General features: G+C 67.2%; 17 protein-coding genes. 11 read left to right on the top strand and 6 right to left on the bottom strand.

Translation table 11 applies throughout. The features are described from left to right. Positions 1–25: 25 nt before the first annotated feature. The 3 genes from AC3A6F_RS14165 (at position 26) to AC3A6F_RS14155 (ending at position 6760) form a co-directional block, all read left to right on the top strand. Positions 26–2230: an O-linked N-acetylglucosamine transferase, SPINDLY family protein gene (locus AC3A6F_RS14165; RefSeq protein ID WP_487681734.1), complete on the top strand. Its 2205-nt coding sequence runs from the start codon at positions 26–28 to the stop codon at positions 2228–2230. A gap of 190 nt (positions 2231–2420) precedes the next feature. Beyond that, a complete protein-coding gene (locus tag AC3A6F_RS14160) occupies positions 2421–5768 on the top strand; it encodes an MHYT domain-containing protein (RefSeq protein WP_487681732.1) in 3348 nt (1115 codons plus the stop codon). After that, positions 5765–6760: a response regulator gene (locus tag AC3A6F_RS14155; protein WP_487681730.1), complete on the top strand. Its 996-nt coding sequence runs from the start codon at positions 5765–5767 to the stop codon at positions 6758–6760. Before AC3A6F_RS14160 ends, AC3A6F_RS14155 begins: the two co-directional genes overlap by 4 nt. A gap of 143 nt (positions 6761–6903) precedes the next feature. On the opposite strand, the gene AC3A6F_RS14150 is transcribed toward AC3A6F_RS14155, so the two are convergent. From AC3A6F_RS14150 to AC3A6F_RS14130, 5 genes are all read right to left on the bottom strand, one after another. After that, the gene (locus AC3A6F_RS14150; RefSeq protein ID WP_320473994.1) at positions 6904–8073 is read right to left on the bottom strand and encodes a glycosyltransferase family 4 protein; all 1170 of its coding nucleotides are present in this window, start codon (positions 8071–8073) and stop codon (positions 6904–6906) included. Positions 8074–8085: 12 nt separating this feature from the next. Beyond that, positions 8086–9225 carry a glycosyltransferase family 4 protein gene (locus AC3A6F_RS14145; protein ID WP_487681727.1) on the bottom strand — a complete coding sequence of 380 codons (1140 nt, stop codon included), beginning with the start codon at positions 9223–9225 and terminating at the stop codon, positions 8086–8088. Next, positions 9222–10172, bottom strand: coding sequence for a GDP-mannose 4,6-dehydratase (locus tag AC3A6F_RS14140; RefSeq protein ID WP_487681725.1), 951 nt, complete (start codon positions 10170–10172; stop codon positions 9222–9224). The genes AC3A6F_RS14145 and AC3A6F_RS14140 overlap by 4 nt, the downstream gene beginning before the upstream one ends. A gap of 1 nt (position 10173) precedes the next feature. Next, positions 10174–11214, bottom strand: coding sequence for a GDP-mannose 4,6-dehydratase (gene gmd, locus AC3A6F_RS14135; RefSeq protein WP_487681723.1), 1041 nt, complete (start codon positions 11212–11214; stop codon positions 10174–10176). Positions 11215–11516: 302 nt separating this feature from the next. Beyond that, positions 11517–13829 (bottom strand): NADP-dependent malic enzyme, encoded by a 2313-nt coding sequence (locus AC3A6F_RS14130; protein WP_487681721.1) that lies wholly within the window; start codon positions 13827–13829, stop codon positions 11517–11519. Positions 13830–13969: 140 nt separating this feature from the next. On the opposite strand from AC3A6F_RS14130, the gene thiL reads away from it, so the two are divergent. Continuing rightward, positions 13970–14953, top strand: coding sequence for a thiamine-phosphate kinase (thiL, locus tag AC3A6F_RS14125; protein ID WP_487681720.1), 984 nt, complete (start codon positions 13970–13972; stop codon positions 14951–14953). Positions 14954–14958: 5 nt separating this feature from the next. Here the strand turns inward: thiL and AC3A6F_RS14120 are convergent, their stop codons facing one another. After that, positions 14959–15882 (bottom strand): AraC family transcriptional regulator, encoded by a 924-nt coding sequence (locus AC3A6F_RS14120; RefSeq protein ID WP_487681718.1) that lies wholly within the window; start codon positions 15880–15882, stop codon positions 14959–14961. Positions 15883–15969: 87 nt separating this feature from the next. Between AC3A6F_RS14120 and AC3A6F_RS14115 the strand changes: the two genes are divergently transcribed. The 7 genes from AC3A6F_RS14115 to AC3A6F_RS14085 all read left to right on the top strand — a co-directional run bounded on the left by AC3A6F_RS14115 (position 15970) and on the right by AC3A6F_RS14085 (position 21506). Next, positions 15970–16797, top strand: a complete 828-nt coding sequence (locus AC3A6F_RS14115) for an oxidoreductase (RefSeq protein WP_487681716.1) — start codon at positions 15970–15972, stop codon at positions 16795–16797. A 66-nt stretch (positions 16798–16863) separates the two neighbouring features. Beyond that, the gene (locus AC3A6F_RS14110) at positions 16864–17448 is read left to right on the top strand and encodes a TetR/AcrR family transcriptional regulator (protein WP_487681714.1); all 585 of its coding nucleotides are present in this window, start codon (positions 16864–16866) and stop codon (positions 17446–17448) included. A 122-nt stretch (positions 17449–17570) separates the two neighbouring features. Then, positions 17571–18212 carry a hypothetical protein gene (locus AC3A6F_RS14105; RefSeq protein ID WP_487681712.1) on the top strand — a complete coding sequence of 214 codons (642 nt, stop codon included), beginning with the start codon at positions 17571–17573 and terminating at the stop codon, positions 18210–18212. A gap of 17 nt (positions 18213–18229) precedes the next feature. Next, complete coding sequence (locus AC3A6F_RS14100) at positions 18230–18973, top strand: cytochrome b/b6 domain-containing protein (RefSeq protein WP_487681710.1); 744 nt, start codon at positions 18230–18232, stop codon at positions 18971–18973. Then, entirely contained in the window at positions 18966–19733 is a 768-nt protein-coding gene (locus AC3A6F_RS14095) for a molybdopterin-binding protein (protein WP_487681708.1), read from the top strand. The genes AC3A6F_RS14100 and AC3A6F_RS14095 overlap by 8 nt, the downstream gene beginning before the upstream one ends. 21 nt (positions 19734–19754) lie before the next feature. Then, positions 19755–20321: a DUF308 domain-containing protein gene (locus tag AC3A6F_RS14090; protein WP_487681706.1), complete on the top strand. Its 567-nt coding sequence runs from the start codon at positions 19755–19757 to the stop codon at positions 20319–20321. A gap of 3 nt (positions 20322–20324) precedes the next feature. After that, the gene (locus AC3A6F_RS14085; RefSeq protein WP_487681704.1) at positions 20325–21506 is read left to right on the top strand and encodes an SGNH/GDSL hydrolase family protein; all 1182 of its coding nucleotides are present in this window, start codon (positions 20325–20327) and stop codon (positions 21504–21506) included. Positions 21507–21513: the final 7 nt, after the last annotated feature.

Genomic DNA, 21513 nt, shown 5'->3' with positions numbered 1-21513 from the left:
CCACGTCATACCCTAATGTAGCGGCATGAGCACGCTCCCACCCAGCGCTGACGTCCGCCAGATCGTCGACCAGGCCATGCAGGCCGCACACCACGAAACCGAGGCGGGCAACGTCGACCAGGCGCTCGCCCTGTACGGGGCGGTGCTCGATCTCCAACCCGGCCACGCCGGTGCGCACCACGCCGTGGCCGTGCTGGCCATCCGCGCCGGGGATGCCGAGGTGGCGATGCCCCATTTCGCCGCCGCCCTGGAAGCCGACCCCGACCAGGAGGCCCACTGGCTGGCCTATCTCGACGCCCTGATCTCAGCGCGCCAGTTCGCCGCCGCCACGCAACTGCTCCAGCTCGGCCGCACCCACGGCTTGCAAGGTCCGGTCATCGACGACATCGAACGGCAGTTGGCAAGCTCGGGCGCGCCCGACAGCGCCGAGATCGACGCCGCCGCAGCGCTGTTCGCCGAGGGACGCAGCGAAGAAGCGTACGAGGTCGCGCGCGCCCTGGTCGAGCGCTTCCCCCAGCACCCGTTCGGCTGGAAATTATTGGGCGGCATTTATCACCGGCAGGGCGAGGCGCAGGCGGCCCTGCATGCGATGGCGATGTCCGCCAGGTTCGACGACGACGATCTCGAAACGCTCAACAACCTGGGTACGCTGCTGATGCGCGCCAACCGGCTGGACGAGGCCGAGAACGTGCTGCGGCGCGTGATCGCGCGGCAGCCCGGGAATGCGGACGCCCTTAACCAGCTGGCCATCACCCTGTCCGAGCAGGGAAACCTGTCCGAGGGGTATGCCATCGTCAACGCGGCGCTGGCGCTCGATCCGCAGCATGAGAATGCCACCATCACACTTGCGCTGATCTTGCAGGCCCAGGGCCGGGCGGCCGAAGCGGTGGCTGTCTATCGCACATTGCTGAAGCGGCGCCCGGAGAATATCGGCGCCCGCAGCAATATGTTGTTTTGCATGAACGAAATGCCCGGGCTCACGCCGGACGCACTGTTCCGCGAGCACCTGCACTATGGCGAGCTGGTCGAACGGAACACCGCGCCGTCGCTCCACTGGGACAACACGCCCGAGCCGGAGCGGCGCCTGCGCATCGGCTTCGTGTCGGGCGACCTGCGCAACCATGCGGTCGCCGCCTTCATCGAGCCGGTATTCGAGCGCCTCGGGCAGCGTCCCGGACTGGCGCTGCATGCCTACTACAACCACACCCTGAATGACGCGGTCACCGCACGCCTGCGCGGCCACCTGCCCCATTGGCGCGACATTACCGAACTCGACGACGATGCGCTGGCGCGGCTGGTGCGCGCCGACGGCATCGACATCCTGATCGATCTGTCCGGCCACACTTCCTTCAACCGGCTGCCCGCCTTCGCGCGCCGGCTGGCGCCGGTGCAGGCATCCTGGCTGGGTTATCCCGGCACCACCGGCCTGGCGGCCATGGATTACTACCTGGCCGACCGCAAATTCCTGCCGCACGGACAGTATGACCACCTGTTCTCGGAGAAACTGCTGCAGTTGCCAATGTCGATACCCTTCCACCCGGTCACCAGCGCGCCCGACGTCGGCCCGCTGCCCGCCCTGGCCAACGGCCATGTCACGTTCGGCAGCTTCAACCGTCTCAGCAAGTTCAACCGCGAAGTGATCCAGGCTTGGGGGACGCTGCTGCGCGCCCTGCCCGATGCGCGGCTGCTGGTGGCCGGGATGCCCGAGCAGGACGACCTTGCACAGCTGCGCGCCTGGCTGGACCAGGAAGGCATCGCCGCGCACCGCGTCGATTTCCATGGCCGCATCGCGATGCACGACTACCTGGCGCTGCACGGGCAGGTCGACCTGTGCCTCGACACCTTCCCCTACACGGGCGGCACCACGACCATGCACGCCGGCTGGATGGGCGTGCCGACCCTGACCCTGGATGCAGGCACCGTGAGCGGACGGCAAACCGCCTGCATCCTCGAGCATTGGGGGTTGCACCATTTCGTCGCGCACGGCGTCGACGATTTCGTCGCCAAGGGCCTGGCCATCTGCGCCGACCTGCCTGCGCTGGCGGCGGTGCGCGCCACGCTGCGCGAACGCTATGCGCTGCCCACGTCGGACTCCAGGACCCGGGTCGCCGACGGCATCGAGCACGCGCTGCGCCTGATCTGGCGCCGCTGGTGCCAGGGACTGCCGCCAGAAAGCTTCGAGGCAACGCTGCCGCCATCCCCCTCCGACGCCACACCCCGATCGCCGTAGCCCAGTCCAGTCTGCAAGCGGGCGTGGTCGCTCAACCACGGCCCGTACCAAAATGGTCGCTCGGAAGCTACATTACATCGCTAAAAATCCAGTAAATCCAGCAATCACTACATTTCCACGCGGGAAGATGCCATACTTCGCGGTCATGCCCTATGGATAGAGTTTCCCTATCCTGACTACCCGCGAATTCATGTTGCAACTATTTAACGCACCCGCCGATCCATCCATGCTGACCTATGGGGTCTATGAGCCACGCCTGGTCGTGCTCTCGCTGCTGGTGGCGATCTTTTCTTCCTGGATGGGCCTGCAGATAACGGGCCGCGCCAGCGCTAACTCCGCCCACCGCGCCATCGTTCTCGGAACCGGCAGCCTGGCGCTGGGCGCCGGCGTGTGGTCGATGCACTTCATCGGCATGCTCGCCTTCAACTTGTGCACGCCGGTCCATTACGACCGTGGCATCACGCTGCTGTCGGCCCTGCCCAGCATCGGCGCATCCTGGATCGCGCTGAACCTGATCTCGCGTCCCCAGCTGCGCCTGACGCACCTGCTGGTGGGCGGGGTGCTGGTCGGCGCCGGCATCGGCGCCATGCACTATGCCGGCATGGCCGGCATGCGGATGCGCCTCGACCTCTACTACGATCCGGCCATGTTCGCGCTGTCGATCGTGGTCGCGGTAGTGCTGGCCACGCTGGCGCTGGGCGTGCGCCATGGCCTGTCGCGCTGGAAATCGATGACGGAAGCGCGCCGCCTGCTGGTTGCAGCGGTGGTGATGGGCTGCGCCATCGCCGGCATGCACTACACCGGGATGGCGGCCGCACGCTTCGCCGGCGAAGTCGATCCGATGGGCCTGGACGGTTCGAACAGCGACTTCCTGGCGCTGTCGATCACCGTCATCACGGTGGCGCTGTCGCTGGGCGTGGTGGCCGTCAACGGCCTGCTGCGCTATCGCGAGATGTATCTCGGCCTGGAGCGCAGCGAAGCCTGGATGCGCGCGCTGCTCACCACCACCGTCGACGGCGTGATCACGGTCGGGCGCGACGGCACCATCGCCGAATTCAACGCCTCGGCCGAGCGCATCTTCGGCTGGCGGCGCGACGAGATCGTCGGGCGCAATATCGCCCTGCTGCTCAATGAGCGTGACCGCACCGCCGAACGCGGCCTGCTGCACGTGCTGCGCAAGGGCAGCCTGGAAGGCCTCAACACCAGCACCGAGACCTTCGGGCTGCGCAAGGACGGCAGCCTGGTGCCGGTGCGTGGGGCGCTCGGCCACGCGCTGCTGGATGGACAAGACCTGTTCGTCTGCTTCGTCACCGACATCAGCGAGCGGCGCGCCATGGAAGGGGCGCTGCGCGACAGCGAACAGCAGTTCCGTTCCCTGATCGGCAATATTCCCGGCATCTCCTACCGCAGCAAGCTCGATGGCGACTGGCCGATGGTCTTCGTCAGCGAAGCAGTCGAGCGCGTCACCGGCTATCCGGCCGCCGACTTCCTGGGCGAGCCGCCGCGGCGCGTGTTCGGCGCCATGATCCATGCCGAAGACCGCGTCCGGGTGGCGAAGGCGACCGGCGCCGCGCTGCGCGAAGGCCGGCCCTATCTGGTGGAATACCGCCTGCTGCATGCCGATGGCGGCGTGCGCTGGCTGTGGGAAAACGGCACCGGCGTGCGCAACGAGGCCGGCGACGTCCAGTGGCTGGACGGCGTCATCCTCGACATCACCGAACGCCGCCAGATGGAAGAAGCGCTACGCGCCGCGAAGGAAACCGCCGAGCAGGCCGCCGCCGCGCGCGCGACCTTCGTGGCCAATATGAGCCACGAGATCCGCACCCCGATGAATTCGATCCTGGGCTTCACCGACGTGCTTCTGGACGGCGACCTGGACGTGGAGCAGCGGCGCCACCTGGACACCATCCGCAGCGCCGGCCGCGCCCTGCTGCGCCTGCTCAACGAGATCCTCGACACCGCCAAGCTCGAAAAAGGCGCGGTGGAGCTGGAGCAGAACGACTATAACCTGCTGTCGCTGATCGACGAACTGTCCTCGACCCTGGCCGCGAACGCGCGCGCCAAGGGCCTGCACCTGGACATCCAGTACGATCCGGCGCTGCCCACCGGCCTGCGCGGCGACGAGCTGCGCATGCGCCAGGTGCTGACCAACCTGCTCGACAATGCGATCAAGTTCACCGCCAAGGGCAGCGTCACGCTCAAGGTCGGCGCCGAAGGCGACCAGTTGTGCATCGCCGTGATCGACACCGGGATCGGCATCGCGCCCGAGCGCCTGACCGCCATCTTCGACCCGTTTACCCAGGCCGACGCCTCGATGACGCGCCGCTTCGGCGGCACGGGCCTGGGCACCACGATCAGCAAGCAGCTGGTCGAGCTGATGGGCGGCCGGATCTGGGCCGAGAGCGCGCTCGGATGCGGCACCACCTTCCACGTGCGGGTGCCGCTGGTGCTGGCGCGCTTTGCGCAACAGGCGCCGCGCGTGCGCAGCGCCGCCGTGCTGCCGCCGCTGCGCGTGCTGGTGGCCGACGACGTGCCGCAGAACCTTGAACTGATGCAGCTCCTGATGAGCCGCCGCGGCCACACCATGACCGCCGTGCGCGACGGCGCCGCCGTGGTCGAACTGGCCGTCGGCGGCGGGTTCGACCTGGTGCTGATGGACTTCCAGATGCCGACCATGGACGGCCTGGCCGCCACCCGCGCGATTCGGGCCAGTGAAGCACGAGAGGGCCGCCCGCGTTTGCCGGTGATCGCGATGACCGCCAGCGTGCTGCAGGAACACCGCACTGCCAGCGTCGATGCCGGCATGGACGGTTTTGCCAGCAAGCCGGTGGACTGGTTCGCGCTGTCGCACGAGATCGCGCGCGTGCTCGGCCTTTCGAGCAGCGCGCCGGACGCGCCTGGTGCGGCCAATGCGCCGCGCGAAGTACTGAACCGGCGCGCCGGCCTGCACCGCTGGAGCAACCGCGAGGACGCCTATGCCGAGGCGCTCGAGCACTTCTCCCGCCAGTACGCCAGCCTGGGCCAGGCGCTGCGCCTGCACGCGGCCGGCGGCGAGCACCAGCAGCTGCGCATGCTGGCGCACAAGGTGCGCGGCGCGGCCGCCAACGTCGGCCTCGAGCTGCTGGCCGACGCCCTGGCCGCGCTGGAGCAGGCCACCGATGCGGTGCCGACCGATGCGCGCCGGGTCGCCAACACCGTGGTGGTGGCGACCAATGCGCTGGACGCCGCCCTCGAGGCGCTGCGCGCCGTGGCGACGGCGCCGGCGCCCGTGGCGCAAGGCAGCACGGTCGACCTGGCGCGCGCGCGGCGCGCCGGCGGCGTGCTGCTCGAGGCGCTGCGCCGCGGCGCCCTGAACGACGGCGCCATGGCCAGCCTGGCCGCGGCGCTGGCGGCGCATCCGGCCGCCACCCGCGTCGCCCAGGTCCAGTCCGCGATCGCCGACTTCGACTTCGACCTCGCCCTCGGGCACCTGGAGACCGTCATCGGCCTCTTGGGTGATGGGGCACTTGACGAAATTTCCGACGAATCCCCAGCATGAGCCAACCGAATACCCGCCCGCTGATCCTCGCGGTCGACGACGAAGCCAGCAACCTGCAGCTGCTGCGCCAGATCCTGCAGGACCACTATCGCCTGCTGTTCGCCAAGGACGGCGCGCGCGCGCTCGAACTGGCGCGCCAGGAGCAGCCCGACCTGGTGCTGCTGGACGTGATGATGCCCGGGATGTCGGGCTACGAGGTGTGCGCCGCCCTCAAGGCGCATCCCGCCACCGCCTCGGTGCCGGTGATCTTCGTGACCGCCCTGACCGAGACCGCCGACGAGGTCGAAGGCTTCGAGGCCGGCGCGGTCGACTACATCACCAAGCCGGTCAGCCCACCGGTGGTGCGGGCGCGCGTGCGCACCCACCTGTCGCTGGTGCGGATGGAAGAACTGCGCGCCAGCCGCCTCGAGATCGTGCAGCGCCTGGGCCTGGCGGCCGAGTACAAGGACAACGAGACCGGCCTGCACGTGATCCGCATGAGCCACTTCTCGCGCATCCTCGGCATCGCCGCCGGCATGACGGAGATCGAAGCCGACGACCTTCTGCACGCGGCGCCGATGCACGACGTGGGCAAGATCGGCATCCCCGACCGCATCCTGCAGAAACCCGGTCCGCTCGACGCCGATGAGTGGAAGATCATGCAGGGCCACGTGACGATCGGCGCCGAGATCATCGGCGAGCACGATGGCGGCATGCTGTCGCTGGCGCGCCAGATCGCGCTGACCCACCACGAGAAATACGATGGCAGCGGCTATCCGAACGGCCTGGCCGGAGAAGACATTCCCCTGGTGGGCAGGATCGTGGCGATCGCCGACGTGTTCGACGCATTGACCTCGGTGCGGCCGTACAAGAAGGCCTGGACCGAGGAAGAGGCGGTGATTTTTCTCCGCGAGCAGAAGGGCCGCCACTTCGACCCGCTGCTGGTGGACCTGTTCGCCGACCAGATGCCGGCGATCCGCGAGATCAGGTTGCGCTGGGCCGAGACGGCGTAGCGGCAGCAATCGATCCAGTTAGCCCCCGCCCGTCGTTCCCGCGAAGGCGGGAACCCAAGGTTGCGTGCCTCGCGACTACGTTTGCCGCCGCCACTGTACGACGAGACTTGGGTTCCCGCCTCCGCGGGAACGACGGACGGGTGTTATCGAATGAACTGCGACTTAGGCTGTTCAACCGCCGTATCGACTTCCCTTGGCGAACGCCTTGCGACCAGTTCGTGGTACAGCGCCGTGTAGTTGGCCGCCATCTTCTCTGACGTGAACAATTCTTCGAAACGCGCCTCGGCGCGGTGGCCCATGGCGCGCGCCATGTCCGGGTTGTCCCACAGGGTGCGCATCGCCGCGCGCAGCGCCTGCGCGTCGGACGGCGGCACCACCAGGCCGGTGTCGCCGTCGATGTTGATATAGGTGGTGCCGGTGCCGATCTCGCTCGAGATCATCGGCTTGCCGTACATCGCCCCTTCGAGCAGCGAGATGCCGAAGGCTTCCGACCGCAGGTGCGAGGGGAAAGACACCGCATAGCACAGCGTCAGCAGCGCCGCCTTGTCCGGTTCGTCGATCGCGCCGACGAACATCACGTTGGACAGGCCCAGGCGTGCGGCCTGTTCCTTGAGCTCCTGCTCGATCGGCCCGGCGCCGACGATCACGATCGGATAGTCGAGCCCTTGCGCCGCCTCGAGCAGGATGTGCAGGCCCTTGTAGTAGCGCAGCACGCCCACGAACAGGAAGAACTTGGGACCCACGCGCTCGCGCCAGTGCGCCAGGCGGTCGGGCTCGGGCTGCGGATAGGTGCCGCGGTCCAGGCCGAAGGGAATGACCGAGGTTTTTTGCTTGTAACGCGCCAGCACGGTCGACGAACCGAGGTAGTTGGGCGAGGTGGCGACGATCGCATCGACACTCTTGAGGAAGCGGTGCTTGAGCGGCTGGTACAGGCGCAGCAGGTGGCGCTGGCGCACGATGTCGGAGTGGTAGGTGACCACCGTCGGCTTGTCGACCCGGGCCATGAAATGGGCCAGGTCCATGAAGGGCCAGGGGAAGTGGTAGTGCACCACGTCGGCCTGCTTCGCCAGGCGCGCCAGCGCGCCGATCGACTGCACCGAGATGGCGTTGGACGCGATCTCGGCATTGAGCGGCACGCGGTGCACCATATGGCCTTCGAATTCGAACGGGACCAGGTTGTCGTGTCGCGACAGCGACAGCACGGTATTGCTCACGCCGAGGCGGCCGGTGCCCACGCACATCTGGCGGATCACCTGTTCGACCCCGCCCACGGAATCCGGGTGGTAGGTCTTGTAGAAATGAAGGACACGCATAATCAGCTCAGCTTACTGCGAAAGGACGGCACGGTACACTTCCGCCGTCAGGCGTGCGGTGTTTTGCCATGTCAGTTGTTCGGCGCGGGCGCGTCCGGCGGCGATACAGCGCGCGCGCGCAACACCGTCCGTGGCCAGGATGCGCATGGCGTCGGCGATGGCGCCGCTCGACAGCGGGTCGACCAGCAGCGCCGCGTCGCCCGCCACTTCCGGCAGCGAGGTCGTGTTCGAGGCCACCACCGGCACGTTCGAGGCAAAGGCTTCCAGTACCGGAATGCCATAGCCCTCGTACAAGGAGGGAAAGACGAACACGCCGGCGCCGGCATACAGGTGGCGCAATTGCCCATAGTCGGTCAGGCGATCCAGCCAGACCACGTTCTCGCCCGCCGCCTGCGCCGCCTTGATCGAGGCCACCAGGGCTTCGCTGCGCGCGCCGGGCGCGCCGACGATCACCAGGCCACGTTCGGCGCGCAAGGGCGCGGACAACGCCAGATACGCTTCCAGCAGGCGCTCGACGTTCTTGCGCGGTTGCAGGGTTCCAACAAAGAAGAAATAGCCAGGCTGCAGGCCATAGGCGTCCAGGGTCGCCTTGACCGCCTGCGGTGCGGGGGCGGCGAGCCATTCCTCGTCGACGCCGCAGGGCACCACCGAGATGCGCCGCTCGTCGACGCCGAAGCATTCGACCAGTTCGTCGATGGCGAAGTGCGACAGCGCGATCACGTGGTCGGCCTTGCGCGCCGCCCTGGCTTGCAGCCAGTTCTTGAGCTTGCGCAGGCGCGGGTTGCACCATTCCGGGTGCTTGATCGGCAGCGCATCGTGCAGGCTGGCCACCACCGGGCAATCCATGCGCACGACGCGGTAGTCGGTCACGTGGAAGATATCGGCCGGCATGTGGACACGGTGCGCGCCCGGCGTCACCAGGTCAATCAAGGTCGCTGACTCAAAAGATTGAGGGAATGCCTGGCCGATGGAGATACCCGCATCGCCCTGGCGCAGGCGGGGCCAGGAAAACGGCGCCACCTCGCAGAGCGTTGCGGGCAGGTGCTGCATCAGGGCCCGGGTGTACACGCCGATGCCGTCCAGCCGGCCACCGGTCAAACCGGGCTCGACCATGGTCGTGCCCAGACCGACCTTGATGACTGCCGGTTTCACGCCCTGTACATCCAGTCCAGCGTCTCGTGCAGCGGGGTCGGCGCCAGGTCGCCGATCACGGCGGCCAGCTTGCGATTGCTGCCAGTCAGTTGAAGCACGTCGTTGGCGCGCACGAAGGCGGGATTGACCTGCACGTCGATACGATAGCCGGCGATCTCGCCCATGGTCTCGATGACATTCGAGAGCGAGTGCGGCGTGCCCGAGCAGACGTTGAAGGCTTCGCCGGCGGGCGCCGCCGCCAGCAGGCGGCGATAGCTGCGCGCCACCATGCGCACGTCGGAGAAATCGCGCGCGATGGCGAGATTGCCCAGTTCGATGCGGGCTTCGTTGCGGCGGAAGTGGTTGACGATCTTGGGCAACAGGAAATTCTCGGCCTGGCCCACGCCGGTGTAATTGAATGGACGCACGATCGTGATCGGCAATTTATCCATCCACAGGCGCGCCATGTATTCCATCGCCAGCTTGCTGACCGCATAGTCGTTGGCCGGCGCCGGCGGCACGCTTTCGTCGATCACCGGCACATTGGCATTGCCGTAGATATTCGCCGACGAGGCCAGCAGCACGCTGGTGGGGCGATGCTCGCCGGCCGCCAGCGCTTCGAGCAGGTTGCGCGTGCCCACCACATTGACGCGGTAGATCGCCTCGACGTTGGCATGGCCCACGAAGGCGATGCCGGCCAGGTGGGCCACGACGTCGGGCTTGGCCTCGGCGACCATGGCGGCCACCGCATCGCGGTCGCACAGGTCGACCGCAAACAGATCGGGCCCGGTTTCCTCGCCCGGCATCACGGTGCCGAACACACGGTAGCCCGCGGCCGTCAGTTCTTGCGCCAGGTAATGGCCGGTGAAGCCGCGCAGGCCCGTGATCAGGGCGCGGCGGCCCTCCCCTTCGCGCTCTGTCGCGCGCTGCGCGAGAGCGGAAACGTCATCCGTGGCCAGGCGCGTCATATCAGAACGAGAAGCCCTGTTCGTTGCGACGCAGGTCGGCGTCGACCATCATCTGGCACAGCTCTTCGAGCGTGGTCTTCGGCTCCCAGCCCAGCTCGCGCCTGGCTTTCTCTGGGTCGCCGATCAGCAGCTCGACTTCGGCCGGACGGTAGAACTTGGACGAGACGCCCACCAGCTGCTTGCCGCTCTGGCTGCAGTGGGCCACTTCTTGCTCACCCGAACCGCTCCAGTCCAGCGTGATGTTGGCAGCCTTGAAGGCCATGGTGACGAAGTCGCGCACGGTCTCGGTGCGGTTGGTCGCCAGCACGTAGGTATCGGGCTTGTCGGCCTGCAGCATGCGCCACATGCCTTCGACATATTCCTTGGCGAAGCCCCAGTCGCGCTTGGCGTCCATATTGCCCAGCTCCAGCAGTTCCAGCTTGCCCTGCACGATCTTGGCCACCGAATCGGTGATCTTGCGGGTCACGAACTCGCGGCCGCGCAGCGGCGACTCGTGGTTGAACAGGATGCCCGAGGAACCGAAGATGTCGTAGGACTCGCGGTAATTGATGGTCATCCAGTGCGCGTACAGCTTGGCCACGCCATACGGGCTACGCGGGTAGAACGGCGTATCTTCTTTTTGCGGGATGGCCTGCACCTTGCCGAACATTTCCGAGGTCGACGCCTGGTAGAAGCGGATCTTCGGATTGACGATGCGGATGGCTTCCAGCAGGTTGACGGCCCCCAGGCCGGTAATCGAGGCGGTGGTCAGCGGCTGGTCGAAGGACACGCCGACGAAGCTCTGCGCCGCCAGGTTGTACACTTCGCTCGGCTGCGCGGTTTCGATCAGGCGCAGGCTCGAAGCCAGGTCGGTCAGGTCGTATTCGACCAGCGACAGGTTCGGATGCGAGGTGATGCCGAGTTCATCGATGCGCCAGAAATTGACCGAGCTCGAACGACGGTAGGTGCCGGTGACGTGATAGCCTTTTTCCAGGAGCAACTGGGCCAAATAGGCGCCATCCTGGCCGGTGATACCGGTGATGAGGGCTCGTTTGTTTTGCATGTTCTTGGATGGATATGAAGTGGTCTTGCGGGCGCCACGTATTACTTGACGAGCCCGGCGAAGCCAGGATTGTAACAGAGGAGGTCGTTTTGCCTAATTGCACATCAGAAATGAGTGCAATTAAATCAACACTTATCTGAACATTATGACCCGAAAATGACGAGCAGCGACGGTCGCTTACGGTTTGTTACCAGTGTCTTTGCAGAACGACAAACAGCGACAGCTGGAGACAGGTTCCAAACAAAACGCCTGCCCCGGCGCAAGGCGCGCGAGGCAGGCGTCTGGTACAAACCGGCGAATAGTTACCGCTGGGAAACAGCATCCACCACGGCCAGCGCCGTCATATTGACGATCCGGCGCACCGTCGCTGACGGGGTCAGGATGTGGACCGGACGCGCGCAGCCGAGCAGGACCGGGCCGATCGCAATGCCGTTGCCGGCCGCCGTCTTGAGCAGGTTGTACGAGATATTGGCGGCATCGATGTTCGGCAGCACCAGCAGGTTGGCGTCGCCCTTCAGGGTCGATTCCGGCATGATCTTGGCGCGGTTCTTGGCGTCGAGCGCGGCGTCGCCGTGCATCTCGCCGTCGACTTCCAGTTCCGGCTTCTTCTGCTGTACCAGGGCCAGGGCGGCGCGCATCTTTTGCGCCGATTCCGTATTGGCGCTGCCGAAGTTCGAGTGCGACAGCAGGGCCGCGCGCGGGCAGATGCCGAAGCGTTCCATCTCTTCGGCCGCCATGATCGTGATCTCGGCCAGCTGCTCGGCGTTCGGATTCTCGTTGACGTGGGTGTCGACCATGGCCAGCTGGCGTTCCGGCGTGATGATGAAGTTCATCGCCGCATAGACGTTGGCGCCGGCGCGCTTGCCCAGCACCTGGTCGATGAATTCCAGGTGCATCTGGGTCGTGCCATAGGTGCCGCAGATCATTCCGTCGGCTTCGCCCTTGTGGATCATCATGGCGCCGATCAGGGTATGGCGGCGGCGCATGGCCAGCTTGGCCAGGTCTTGCGTTACGCCCTTGCGCATCACCATCTGGTGGTAGCTCTGCCAGTAGTCGCGGTAGCGCTCGTCGAAATCGGGGTTGATGACGTCGAAGTGCACGCCCAGCTTGAGGCGCAGGCCGAATTTCTCGATGCGCTGCTCCAGCACCGCCGGACGGCCGACCAGGATCGGGCGCGCCAGCTTCTCGTCGACCACCACCTGCACCGCGCGCAGCACGCGCTCGTCCTCGCCCTCGGCGTAGACGATGCGCTTGAGCTCAGGCGGCGCGCTCTTGGCGACCGTGAACAGCGGCTTCATGAAGGTGCCGCTGCGGTACACGAACTGCTGCAGCGTTTCGGCGTAGGCTTCCAGGTCCTCGATCGGACGGGTGGCGACGCCGCCGTCCATCGCGGCCTTGGCCACGGCCGGCGCGATATGGGTCAAGAGGCGCGGATCGAACGGCATCGGGATCAGGTATTCCGGACCGAAGGACAGGTTCGAGATGCCGTAGGCCGAGGCCACGATGTCCGACTGCTCGGCATGGGCCAGGTCGGCGATCGCGTGCACCACCGCGATTTCCATTTCGCGCGTGATGGTGGTCGCGCCGCAGTCCAGGGCGCCGCGGAACATATAGGGGAAGCACAGGACGTTGTTGACCTGGTTCGGGTAGTCCGAACGGCCGGTGGCGATGATGGCGTCGCCGCGCACCGCCTTCGCGTCTTCCGGCAGGATTTCCGGATTCGGGTTGGCCAGCGCCAGGATCAGCGGGCTCGGGGCCATTTTCGCGACCATGTCCTGTTTGAGCACGCCGCCAGCGGACAGGCCCAGGAAGATGTCGGCGCCGGGGATGACATCAAGCAGCGAACGGTGCGGCGTGTCTTGCGCGAAGCGTTCCTTGTCCGGGTCCATCAGTTCGACGCGACCTTTATAGACCACGCCGGCCAGGTCGGTGACGAAGATGTTCTCGATCGGGAAGCCGAGATCGACGATCAGGTCGAGGCAGGCCAGCGCGGCCGCGCCGGCGCCCGAGACCACCAGCTTGCATTCCTTGATGTTCTTGTTGACGACCTTCAGGCCGTTCAGGATGGCGGCGCCGACGATGATCGCGGTGCCGTGCTGGTCGTCGTGGAAGACCGGGATCTTCATGCGCTCGCGCAGCTTGCGCTCGATGTAGAAGCACTCGGGCGCCTTGATGTCTTCCAGGTTCACACCGCCAAACGTCGGCTCGAGCGAGGCGATGATGTCGACCAGTTTATCGGGATCGGTCTCGTTGATCTCGATGTCGAACACGTCGATCGCGGCGAACTTCTTGAACAGCACGCCCTTGCCTTCCATGACCGGCTTCGACGCCAGCGGACCGATATTGCCCAGGCCCAGCACGGCGGTGCCGTTGGAGATCACGGCGACCAGGTTGCCGCGCGCGGTGTATTTGTAGGCGTTGGCGGGATCCTTGACGATTTCCTCGCAAGGCGCGGCCACGCCCGGGGAATACGCCAGGGCCAGGTCGCGCTGGTTCAGCAGGCCCTTGGTGGGCGCCACGCTGATCTTGCCGGGACGGGGAAACTGGTGATACTCGAGCGCTGCTTGACGCAGTTGCTGACGTAATTCTTCTTTTTTGTCAGATGACGAATCCATGCTGGGCAGCCTTCCTGAAGCAAATCGGGGTCTTTGATTTTATCAGACAGGATGTTGTCAATGGCTACGTATTTTCACCACACTTATGTGCGGTTGCAGCAATTCCTGGTAGGCCATCGCGGAACGGTACAATCGCCGCCATGCTTTCCGAATTCGACCTCATCAAGCGCTTTTTTCACCGCCAGCGCCCTGGCCGCCATGACGTCGCGCTGGGCATCGGCGACGACTGCGCCCTGCTCGTCCCGACGCCTGGCCGCCAGATCGCGATCTCGTCCGATATGCTGGTCGAGGACCGCCACTTCTTCGCCGGCGCCGATCCCTTCATGCTGGGCCACAAGGCCCTGGCCGTGAACCTGTCGGACCTGGCCGCGATGGGGGCCCGCCCCGTCGCCTTTACCCTGGCGCTGGCGCTGCCGCGGGCCGACGAGGCGTGGCTCGACGGTTTCTCGCGCGGCCTGTTCGCGTTGGCCGACGAGCATGGCTGCGAACTGATCGGCGGCGACACCACCAGGGGGCCGCTGAATATCTGCATCACCGTGTTCGGAGAAGTCGCCCCCGGCCATGCGCTGCGGCGCGCTGCAGCCAAACCGGGTGACGACATCTGGATCTCGGGCACGCTGGGCGATGCACGCCTGGCGCTGGCAGGCTGTTGGAAAGAGGTCGAACTCACTCCGGAGGCGCATGCGCAGGCCGCGCCGAGGCTGCACATGCCGATGCCGCGCGTGGCCCTGGGCCTGGCGCTGGCGACGGTGCCAGGTGCGCCGATTGCACACGCCGCGCTCGACATCTCGGATGGCCTGGTCGGCGACCTCGGACACATCCTGGCGGCATCCGGCGTCGGCGCCACGCTCGACGTCGATGCGCTGCCGGCCGGCCCGGTGCTGGCGCGGCAAGACCTCGCGCTGCGGCGCCGCTTCACGGCGGCCGGCGGCGACGATTACGAATTGTGCTTCACGGCGCCGGTATCACAACGCGCGGCGGTGCTGGAAGCCGCGGCGCAGGCCGCCACGCCGGTCACCCGGGTGGGCACGATCGAGACCGCGCCCGGCCTGCGCCTGGTCGACGCGCACGGCGCGCCGCTCGACCTGGGCTTGACGGGCTGGGATCACTTCAGCGGCAGCTGAATGTCTCAATGCGATGACACGAACGCCGGATTGGCCTGCGGCGGCAGGGCAAAGCTGGAGCGCATGCGCCTGGCTTCCTGCGCCGGACTCAGGCCGAACAGGCGCTTGAACTCGCGCCCGAATTGCGAGGCGCTTTCGTAACCCACCTCCGCTGCCGCGACCGCCGCGCTGCGGTCGTTGCGCACCATGAGCAGCCGCGCCTGGTGCAGCCGGATCGATTTCAGGTACTGGATCGGCGTGGTGCCGGTGACCGTCTTGAAGTGCTGGTGGAAAGTCGGCACGCTCATGGCGGCGTCCAGCGCCAGCTGTTCCACCGTCAGCGGCTCGCGGTAGGCCGCGTGGATGCGCCGCAGGGTCTTGAAGACCTGGCCGAACTTCCCCTGCCGGGCCAGCGCCGCGCGCATGGCGCCGCCCTGCTCCCCGGTCAGTACGCGGTAATACAGCTCGCGCAGCAATCCGCGTCCCAGCACCGCCGCCTCCAGCGGGTCGGCCAGCGCCTGCACCAGGCGTAGCACGGTCGCCGCGAAGGGCGCGTCGACCGGCGTCGACACCATGCTCTTCGCGCCCGCCTCGGCCAGGCCGCCATGCTGCTGGACCTGCAGCAGCACGTCGGCCGCCAGTTCGAGATCCAGGTGCAGGTAGATGGCCAGCAGCGGCTCGGCCGCGCTGGCCTGGGTCTCCATGGTGAACGGCACCGGCACCGCCACCGCCAGGTAATGCTGCGCGTCGTAGCGATAGACCTCGCCACCGAAATAGCCCTGCTTGCTGCCCTGGCACACGATCACGATGCCGGGGTCGTACAGCACCGGCGTGCGCGCCAGCGGGCGGTCGGAGCGCAGCAGCCGGACGTCCGGCAGCGGCGTCAGGTTATAGCCTTCCAGTGGCGACAGGGAGCGCAGCAGGGCGACGGTCTGTTGGCGTGCACTCATAGGATCAGGCTAGAAATCGAGGTTTCTCGGCGGCGGTAACGCAATGCTGAAGAATATCATGCCAGTTCTCGACATCAAGGAGGACTTATGGGCAAGCTATTCTTCATTACCGGCGTCAGCAGCGGATTCGGACGGGCACTGGCGCAGGCCGCGATGGCGGCAGGCCACCGCGTGGCCGGCACGGTGCGCGGCAGCGAACAGGCGACCGCCTTCGCGGCCCTCGATCCGGCGCGCGCGCATCCGCAGTTGCTGGACGTGACCGACAACGCCGCCATCGAGGCCGTCGTGGCCCGGGTCGAACGCACGCTTGGCCCGATCGACGTGCTCGTCAATAACGCGGGCTACGGCCACGAAGGCGTGCTGGAAGAATCGCCGCTGGACGAAATGCGCCGCCAGTTCGACGTCAACGTGTTCGGCGCGGTGGCCGTGATCAAGGCCGTGCTGCCGGGAATGCGCCGACGCCGCCAGGGCCACATCGTCAACATCACCTCGATGGGCGGCGCCATCACGATGCCCGGCATCGCCTATTACTGCGGCAGCAAGTTTGCGCTGGAAGGCATTTCGGATACCTTGAGCAAGGAGCTGGCGCCCTTCGGCATCGCGGTCACCGCCGTCGCGCCGGGATCATTCCGTACCGACTGGGCCGGGCGTTCGATGGTGCGCAGCCCGCGCGCGATCGGCGATTACGACGCCAGTTTCGAACCGGTGCGGCGGGCGCGCATGGAAAAGAGCGGCAAGCAGCCGGGCGATCCCGCCAGGGCGGCCCAGGCGATCCTGCGCCTGGTCGAGAGCGAACGGCCGCCAGCACACCTGCTGCTCGGCAGCGATGCGCTGGCGCTGGTGCGCGCCGCGCTTGCCGGGCGGCTGGCCGAGATCGATGCCTGGGAGGCGGTCACCCGTTCGACCGACGGCTGATCCGGTCCGGCGCGCCAGGAAAACAAGTGCTTGACGATCCTACCTACCAAAAGGTAGGATGACTGCATGAAGAAACTGTCCAACACCTCGGAAGACATCCTGACCTGCGCGCGCGCCCTGATCGTGGCCGGTGGCTACAACGGCTTCAGCTATGCGGACATCGCCGATGTGGTCGGCATCCGCAAGGCCAGCATCCACCACCACTTCCCGAACAAGCTCGACCTGGTCAAGACCATCGTGGTGCAGCACCGCCAGGCCACTGCCGAGGGGATCGAGCGCCTGCAGCAGGCGATTCCCGATCCGCTGGGAATGCTGCGCGCCTATATCGACTACTGGGAAAAGTGCATCGCCGACCTGAGCGCGCCGTTCTGCGTGTGCGCGCTGCTGGCCGGCGAACTGCCGATCCTGCCGGCCGAGGTGGCGGTCGAGGTGCGCAGTTACTTTCGCTTCCTGTCGGGCTGGATGGCCTCGCTCCTCGGGCAGGGTGTACAACAGGGCACGATCCGGCTGACGCAGTCGCCCGAGGTCGAAGCCGAAGTCTTCATGGCCACGGTGCACGGCGCCATGCTGTCGGCGCGCGCCTATGGCGATGCGAAGGTGTTCGGAGCCATCACGACGACCCAGCTGGAGCGTCTCGCCGTGCCGGCATGACGAATCAAGCCGGGCAGCCTCGCCGAGGATGCCCGGAGCCGACCCGGTCCCGCGACATTGGGCGCGCCGTGCGGGACCGGCATTTTTTTGCGCCACAACTCTACCAACTAGTAGGTATGCTCATGAACAATATTACTTTCAGCCGTTTCATTCCCATGCTGGCCGTCGCTTCCACGCTCGTCGCGGGCGCCATCTCCCCCACCCCGGCGCTGGCGGCCGGCGCCGCCCAGGACCGCGTCAATGTGCGCGGCAAGATCGTCAGTGTGTCCGCCAACACCCTGCAGGTGAAGAGCCGCGAAGGCAAGACCGTGACCGTGGCCCTGGCCGAAGGCTACAAGGTGGCCGGCGTGGCGCGCGCCACCATGGCCGACATCAAGCCGGGCAGCTTCGTCGGCATCGCCTCGCTGCCGAAGGCCGAAGGCGGCGACGGCGCGCTCGAAGTGCTGGTGTTCCCGCCGGCGATGAAGGGCACCGGCGAAGGCAGCTACGCCTGGGACCTCAAGCCGAAGAGCAATATGACCAATGCGACCGTGGCCAATGCGGTGCAGGGCGTCGACGGCCATACCGTCACCGTGACCTACCACGGCAAGGAAAAGAAGATCGCCATCCCCGAAGGCACCCCGATCGTGACGCTCGGACCGGCCACGGGCGCCGACCTGAAGCCTGAAGCGGTCGTCTTCATTCCGGCGCAGAAGGACGCGAAGGGCAAGCTGGTCACGCAGCAGATCGTGGTGGGCAACAACGGCATCGTGCCGCCGATGTAATCGCCACCGAGGTTCCCATGCACATCCACCAGGCAATCCAGGAAAGGGCGGCGCCGCGCGTCGTCATGATCGAGCGCCACGCCGTCGTCACGCGGCTCACCCACTGGCTCAACGCCGTCTTCTTTTGCGTACTGGCGGCCAGCGGCATGCAGATCTTCAATGCATGGCCGCAGCTGTACTGGGGCCAGGCCGGGGCCGACAGCGCGCAGGCCTTGCTCACGCTCGGCCCCTTCCCCGCCTGGCTCACCTTGCCCGCGGCGCAAGACCTGGCCGCCGGGCGGCGCTGGCACCTGTTCTTCGCCTGGTGCTTCGTCTTCAACGGCGCGGCCTACCTTGCGTACGGCCTGCTGAGCGACCACTTCCGGCGCCACCTGCTGCCGCGCCGGCGCGAACTCGCCGCGCGCCACCTGTGGCGCGAAGTGGCCGACCATGCCCGCCTGCGCTTTGCGCACGACGAACGCGCGCGCGACTACAACGCGCTGCAAAAGCTCAGCTACCTCGCCGTCATTGGCCTGCTGCTGCCGCTGATGGTGCTGACCGGCCTGACGATGTCGCCGGGAATGAACGCCGCCGTACCCTGGCTGCTCGACCTGTTCGGCGGGCGCCAGTCGGCGCGCACCCTCCATTTCATCAGCGCCGCGCTGCTGGTGCTGTTCCTCGTCGTGCACCTGGCCATGGTGCTGCTGTCGGGTCCATGGAACAACCTGCGCTCGATGCTGTCGGGACGTTATGCAATCCAGGAGGGAGACTCCCATGACTGATTTCCTTGCCGGCCGGCGCCGCTTCCTGGCCGGCGCCGGCGCCCTGGCCCTGGCCGGCTGCGACCTGGGCGGGCCGTCCGCCGGAGCCGGCGACGTCCTGCGCCTTGCCGAAAGCCTGACAATGGGCGCGCAGCGCCGGCTGCTGGACCGCACGGCGCTGGCGCGCGAATACACCGAGGCCGACATCTCGCCGCGCTTTCGCGTCAACGGCACCAGCATGCCCGACAGCGACACCTATGCCGCGCTGCTGGAGAACGGCTTTGCCGACTGGCGCCTGCAGGTCGGCGGGCTGGTCGCGCGCCCGCAGTCGTTTTCACTGGCCCAGCTCAAGCTGCTGCCTTCGCGCACTCAGATCACGCGCCACGACTGCGTGGAAGGATGGAGCGCGATCGGCAAGTGGACCGGCGTGCCGCTGGGCTTCCTGCTCGGCGCGGTCGGCGTCATGCCGTCCGCGCGCTACGTGGTGTTCCACTGCGCCGACGAACTGGAAGCGACGCTCGACGGCAGCGGCCGCTATTACGAGAGCATCGACCTGGTCGACGCCTTCCACCCGCAGACGATTCTCGCCTACGGCATGAACGGCGCCGACCTGGGCGTCGGCCATGGCGCGCCGCTGCGGCTGCGCGTCGAGCGCCAACTGGGCTACAAGCAGGCCAAGTACCTGATGCGGATCGAGCTGGTGGACAGCTTCGCCGGCCTGTGGGGCGGCAACGGCGGCTACTGGGAAGACCGCGGCTACGAATGGTATGCCGGAATTTAACTTCAACCGATGGAGGACACCATGAACAAACTACCTTTCCACCACGCAGCCGATGAAGGTTGGCTCAAACGTTATTATTTCGTGCGCGCGGCGTTTTCGATCTGCTGGGTGATCGCGGTGCTAGCGCTCGCCAGCCAGTCGGCGGTCGCCAGCGCCGTGCTGCTGGTCGCCTATCCCGCCTGGGACGCGCTGGCCAATATGGCCGACGGCCGCCGCAGCGGCGGACTGGCGGCCAACCGCACCCAGCTCCTGAACGTCGTCGTGAGCCTGGCCGTCGCGCTGGCGCTGGCCATCTCGCTGCCCGACATGCACCGCGTGCTGGCGGTGTTCGGCGCCTGGGCCATCCTGTCCGGCCTGCTGCAGCTCGGCACCGCGCTGCGCCGCTGGAAAACGTATGGCGCCCAGTGGGCGATGGCCCTGAGCGGCGCGCAGTCGGCGCTGGCCGGCGCCGTATTCATCGGGCAGGCGCGCATGCCGGCCGAACCCACGGTCGCCACGGTGGCCGGCTACGCGGGCTTCGGCGCCTTCTACTTCCTGGTGTCGGCGTTGCTGCTGCAGTTCCGCCCGCGGCGCCTCAGGGCCGGCTAGCGCATGGCGCTGGCTTTTCATCCGCTGGTCACGCCGCTCGGCCCGCGCTTCATCCATGGCGCGGTCGAGATCGAGCAGACGCCGGCCGGCTTCCTGCCGCACCGGCTGCCCGCCTGGGCCAGGGCCCGCTCGCGCGATCCACAGCTGGCGCAGGCCGCGGCGCAGGGCGCGGGCGTGCGGCTGGCGTTCCAGACCGCATCGCGCTGGCTGGAACTCGTGGTGCGCGCGACCCGGCCCGCGAGTGGTCCGGACGGCGTCTACGACCTGCTGGTCGACGGCCGCATGGCGCGCCGCGCCAGCGCGCGCGGGGCGCGCTCGCTGAAGATCGACGTCAGGTCCGGCGCGACCACGCCGGTCGGCGCCGCGATGCAGACCGTGCGCTTCGACGAGCTGCCGGGCGGTCGCAAGACGGTCGAGATCTGGCTGCCCCACGACCAGGTGACCGAGGTCGTGGCGCTGCGCTCGCCGGCGCCGGTGGCCGCATTGCCCGCGCTGCGCAAACGCAGATGGCTGCACCACGGCGGCGCCATCAGCCAGGGCGCGAACGCCGCCCATCCCACCGGCACCTGGCCCGCCGTCGCCGCGCTGCGCGCCGGCGTGGACCTGCTCAACCTGGGATTGAGCGGAAACGCCCTGCTCGATCCCTTCCTGGCGCGGACCATCCGCGAACTGGATGCCGACCTGATCAGCCTCAAGATCGGCATCGACCTGGTGCACACCGACCTGATGCGCCTGCGCGCCTTCGGCCCGGCGGTGCATGGCTTTCTCGACACGATCCGGGACGGCCATCCCACGACGCCGCTGTTCGTCGTTTCGCCGCTGTGCTCTCCGATCCACGAAGACGTGCCGGGGCCGACGCAGTTCGAGACCGAAGCCCTGGCCGCGGGCCGGGTGCTGTACCGGGCCGCTGGCGACGTGCACGAGATCGCGCAGGGCAAGCTGACGCTGGGGGTCATCCGGCAAGAGCTGGAGGCGATCGTGCGCGAGCGGGCGGCGGTCGATCCCGACCTGCATTACCTGGACGGCAGGCGGCTGTACGGCCTCGCCGACAGCGCGCGACTGGTCCTGCGCGACGCGTTGCATCCGGACGGCGCCGGCCACCGGCTCATCGGCGAGCGCTTCGCCGGGCTGGTGCTGGCGCCCAGCCATGTGCCGGTGGCGTATCGCGAGATCGTGCCGGATTGAGCCGGCG

The organism is Massilia sp. Soil_C_3 (genome assembly GCF_057657035.1).
This window is presented reverse-complemented; position numbering and strand designations above follow the sequence as displayed.

Coding starts and splice junctions, on each gene's coding strand:
- AC3A6F_RS14165 (WP_487681734.1), top strand. CDS start 26: ATGAGCACGCTCCCACCCAGCGCTGACGTCCGCCAGATCGTCGACCAG.
- AC3A6F_RS14160 (WP_487681732.1), top strand. CDS start 2,421: ATGTTGCAACTATTTAACGCACCCGCCGATCCATCCATGCTGACCTAT.
- AC3A6F_RS14155 (WP_487681730.1), top strand. CDS start 5,765: ATGAGCCAACCGAATACCCGCCCGCTGATCCTCGCGGTCGACGACGAA.
- AC3A6F_RS14150 (WP_320473994.1), bottom strand. CDS start 8,073: ATGCGTGTCCTTCATTTCTACAAGACCTACCACCCGGATTCCGTGGGC.
- AC3A6F_RS14140 (WP_487681725.1), bottom strand. CDS start 10,172: ATGACGCGCCTGGCCACGGATGACGTTTCCGCTCTCGCGCAGCGCGCG.
- gmd (WP_487681723.1), bottom strand. CDS start 11,214: ATGCAAAACAAACGAGCCCTCATCACCGGTATCACCGGCCAGGATGGC.
- AC3A6F_RS14130 (WP_487681721.1), bottom strand. CDS start 13,829: ATGGATTCGTCATCTGACAAAAAAGAAGAATTACGTCAGCAACTGCGT.
- thiL (WP_487681720.1), top strand. CDS start 13,970: ATGCTTTCCGAATTCGACCTCATCAAGCGCTTTTTTCACCGCCAGCGC.
- AC3A6F_RS14120 (WP_487681718.1), bottom strand. CDS start 15,882: ATGAGTGCACGCCAACAGACCGTCGCCCTGCTGCGCTCCCTGTCGCCA.
- AC3A6F_RS14115 (WP_487681716.1), top strand. CDS start 15,970: ATGGGCAAGCTATTCTTCATTACCGGCGTCAGCAGCGGATTCGGACGG.
- AC3A6F_RS14110 (WP_487681714.1), top strand. CDS start 16,864: ATGAAGAAACTGTCCAACACCTCGGAAGACATCCTGACCTGCGCGCGC.
- AC3A6F_RS14105 (WP_487681712.1), top strand. CDS start 17,571: ATGAACAATATTACTTTCAGCCGTTTCATTCCCATGCTGGCCGTCGCT.
- AC3A6F_RS14100 (WP_487681710.1), top strand. CDS start 18,230: ATGCACATCCACCAGGCAATCCAGGAAAGGGCGGCGCCGCGCGTCGTC.
- AC3A6F_RS14095 (WP_487681708.1), top strand. CDS start 18,966: ATGACTGATTTCCTTGCCGGCCGGCGCCGCTTCCTGGCCGGCGCCGGC.
- AC3A6F_RS14090 (WP_487681706.1), top strand. CDS start 19,755: ATGAACAAACTACCTTTCCACCACGCAGCCGATGAAGGTTGGCTCAAA.
- AC3A6F_RS14085 (WP_487681704.1), top strand. CDS start 20,325: ATGGCGCTGGCTTTTCATCCGCTGGTCACGCCGCTCGGCCCGCGCTTC.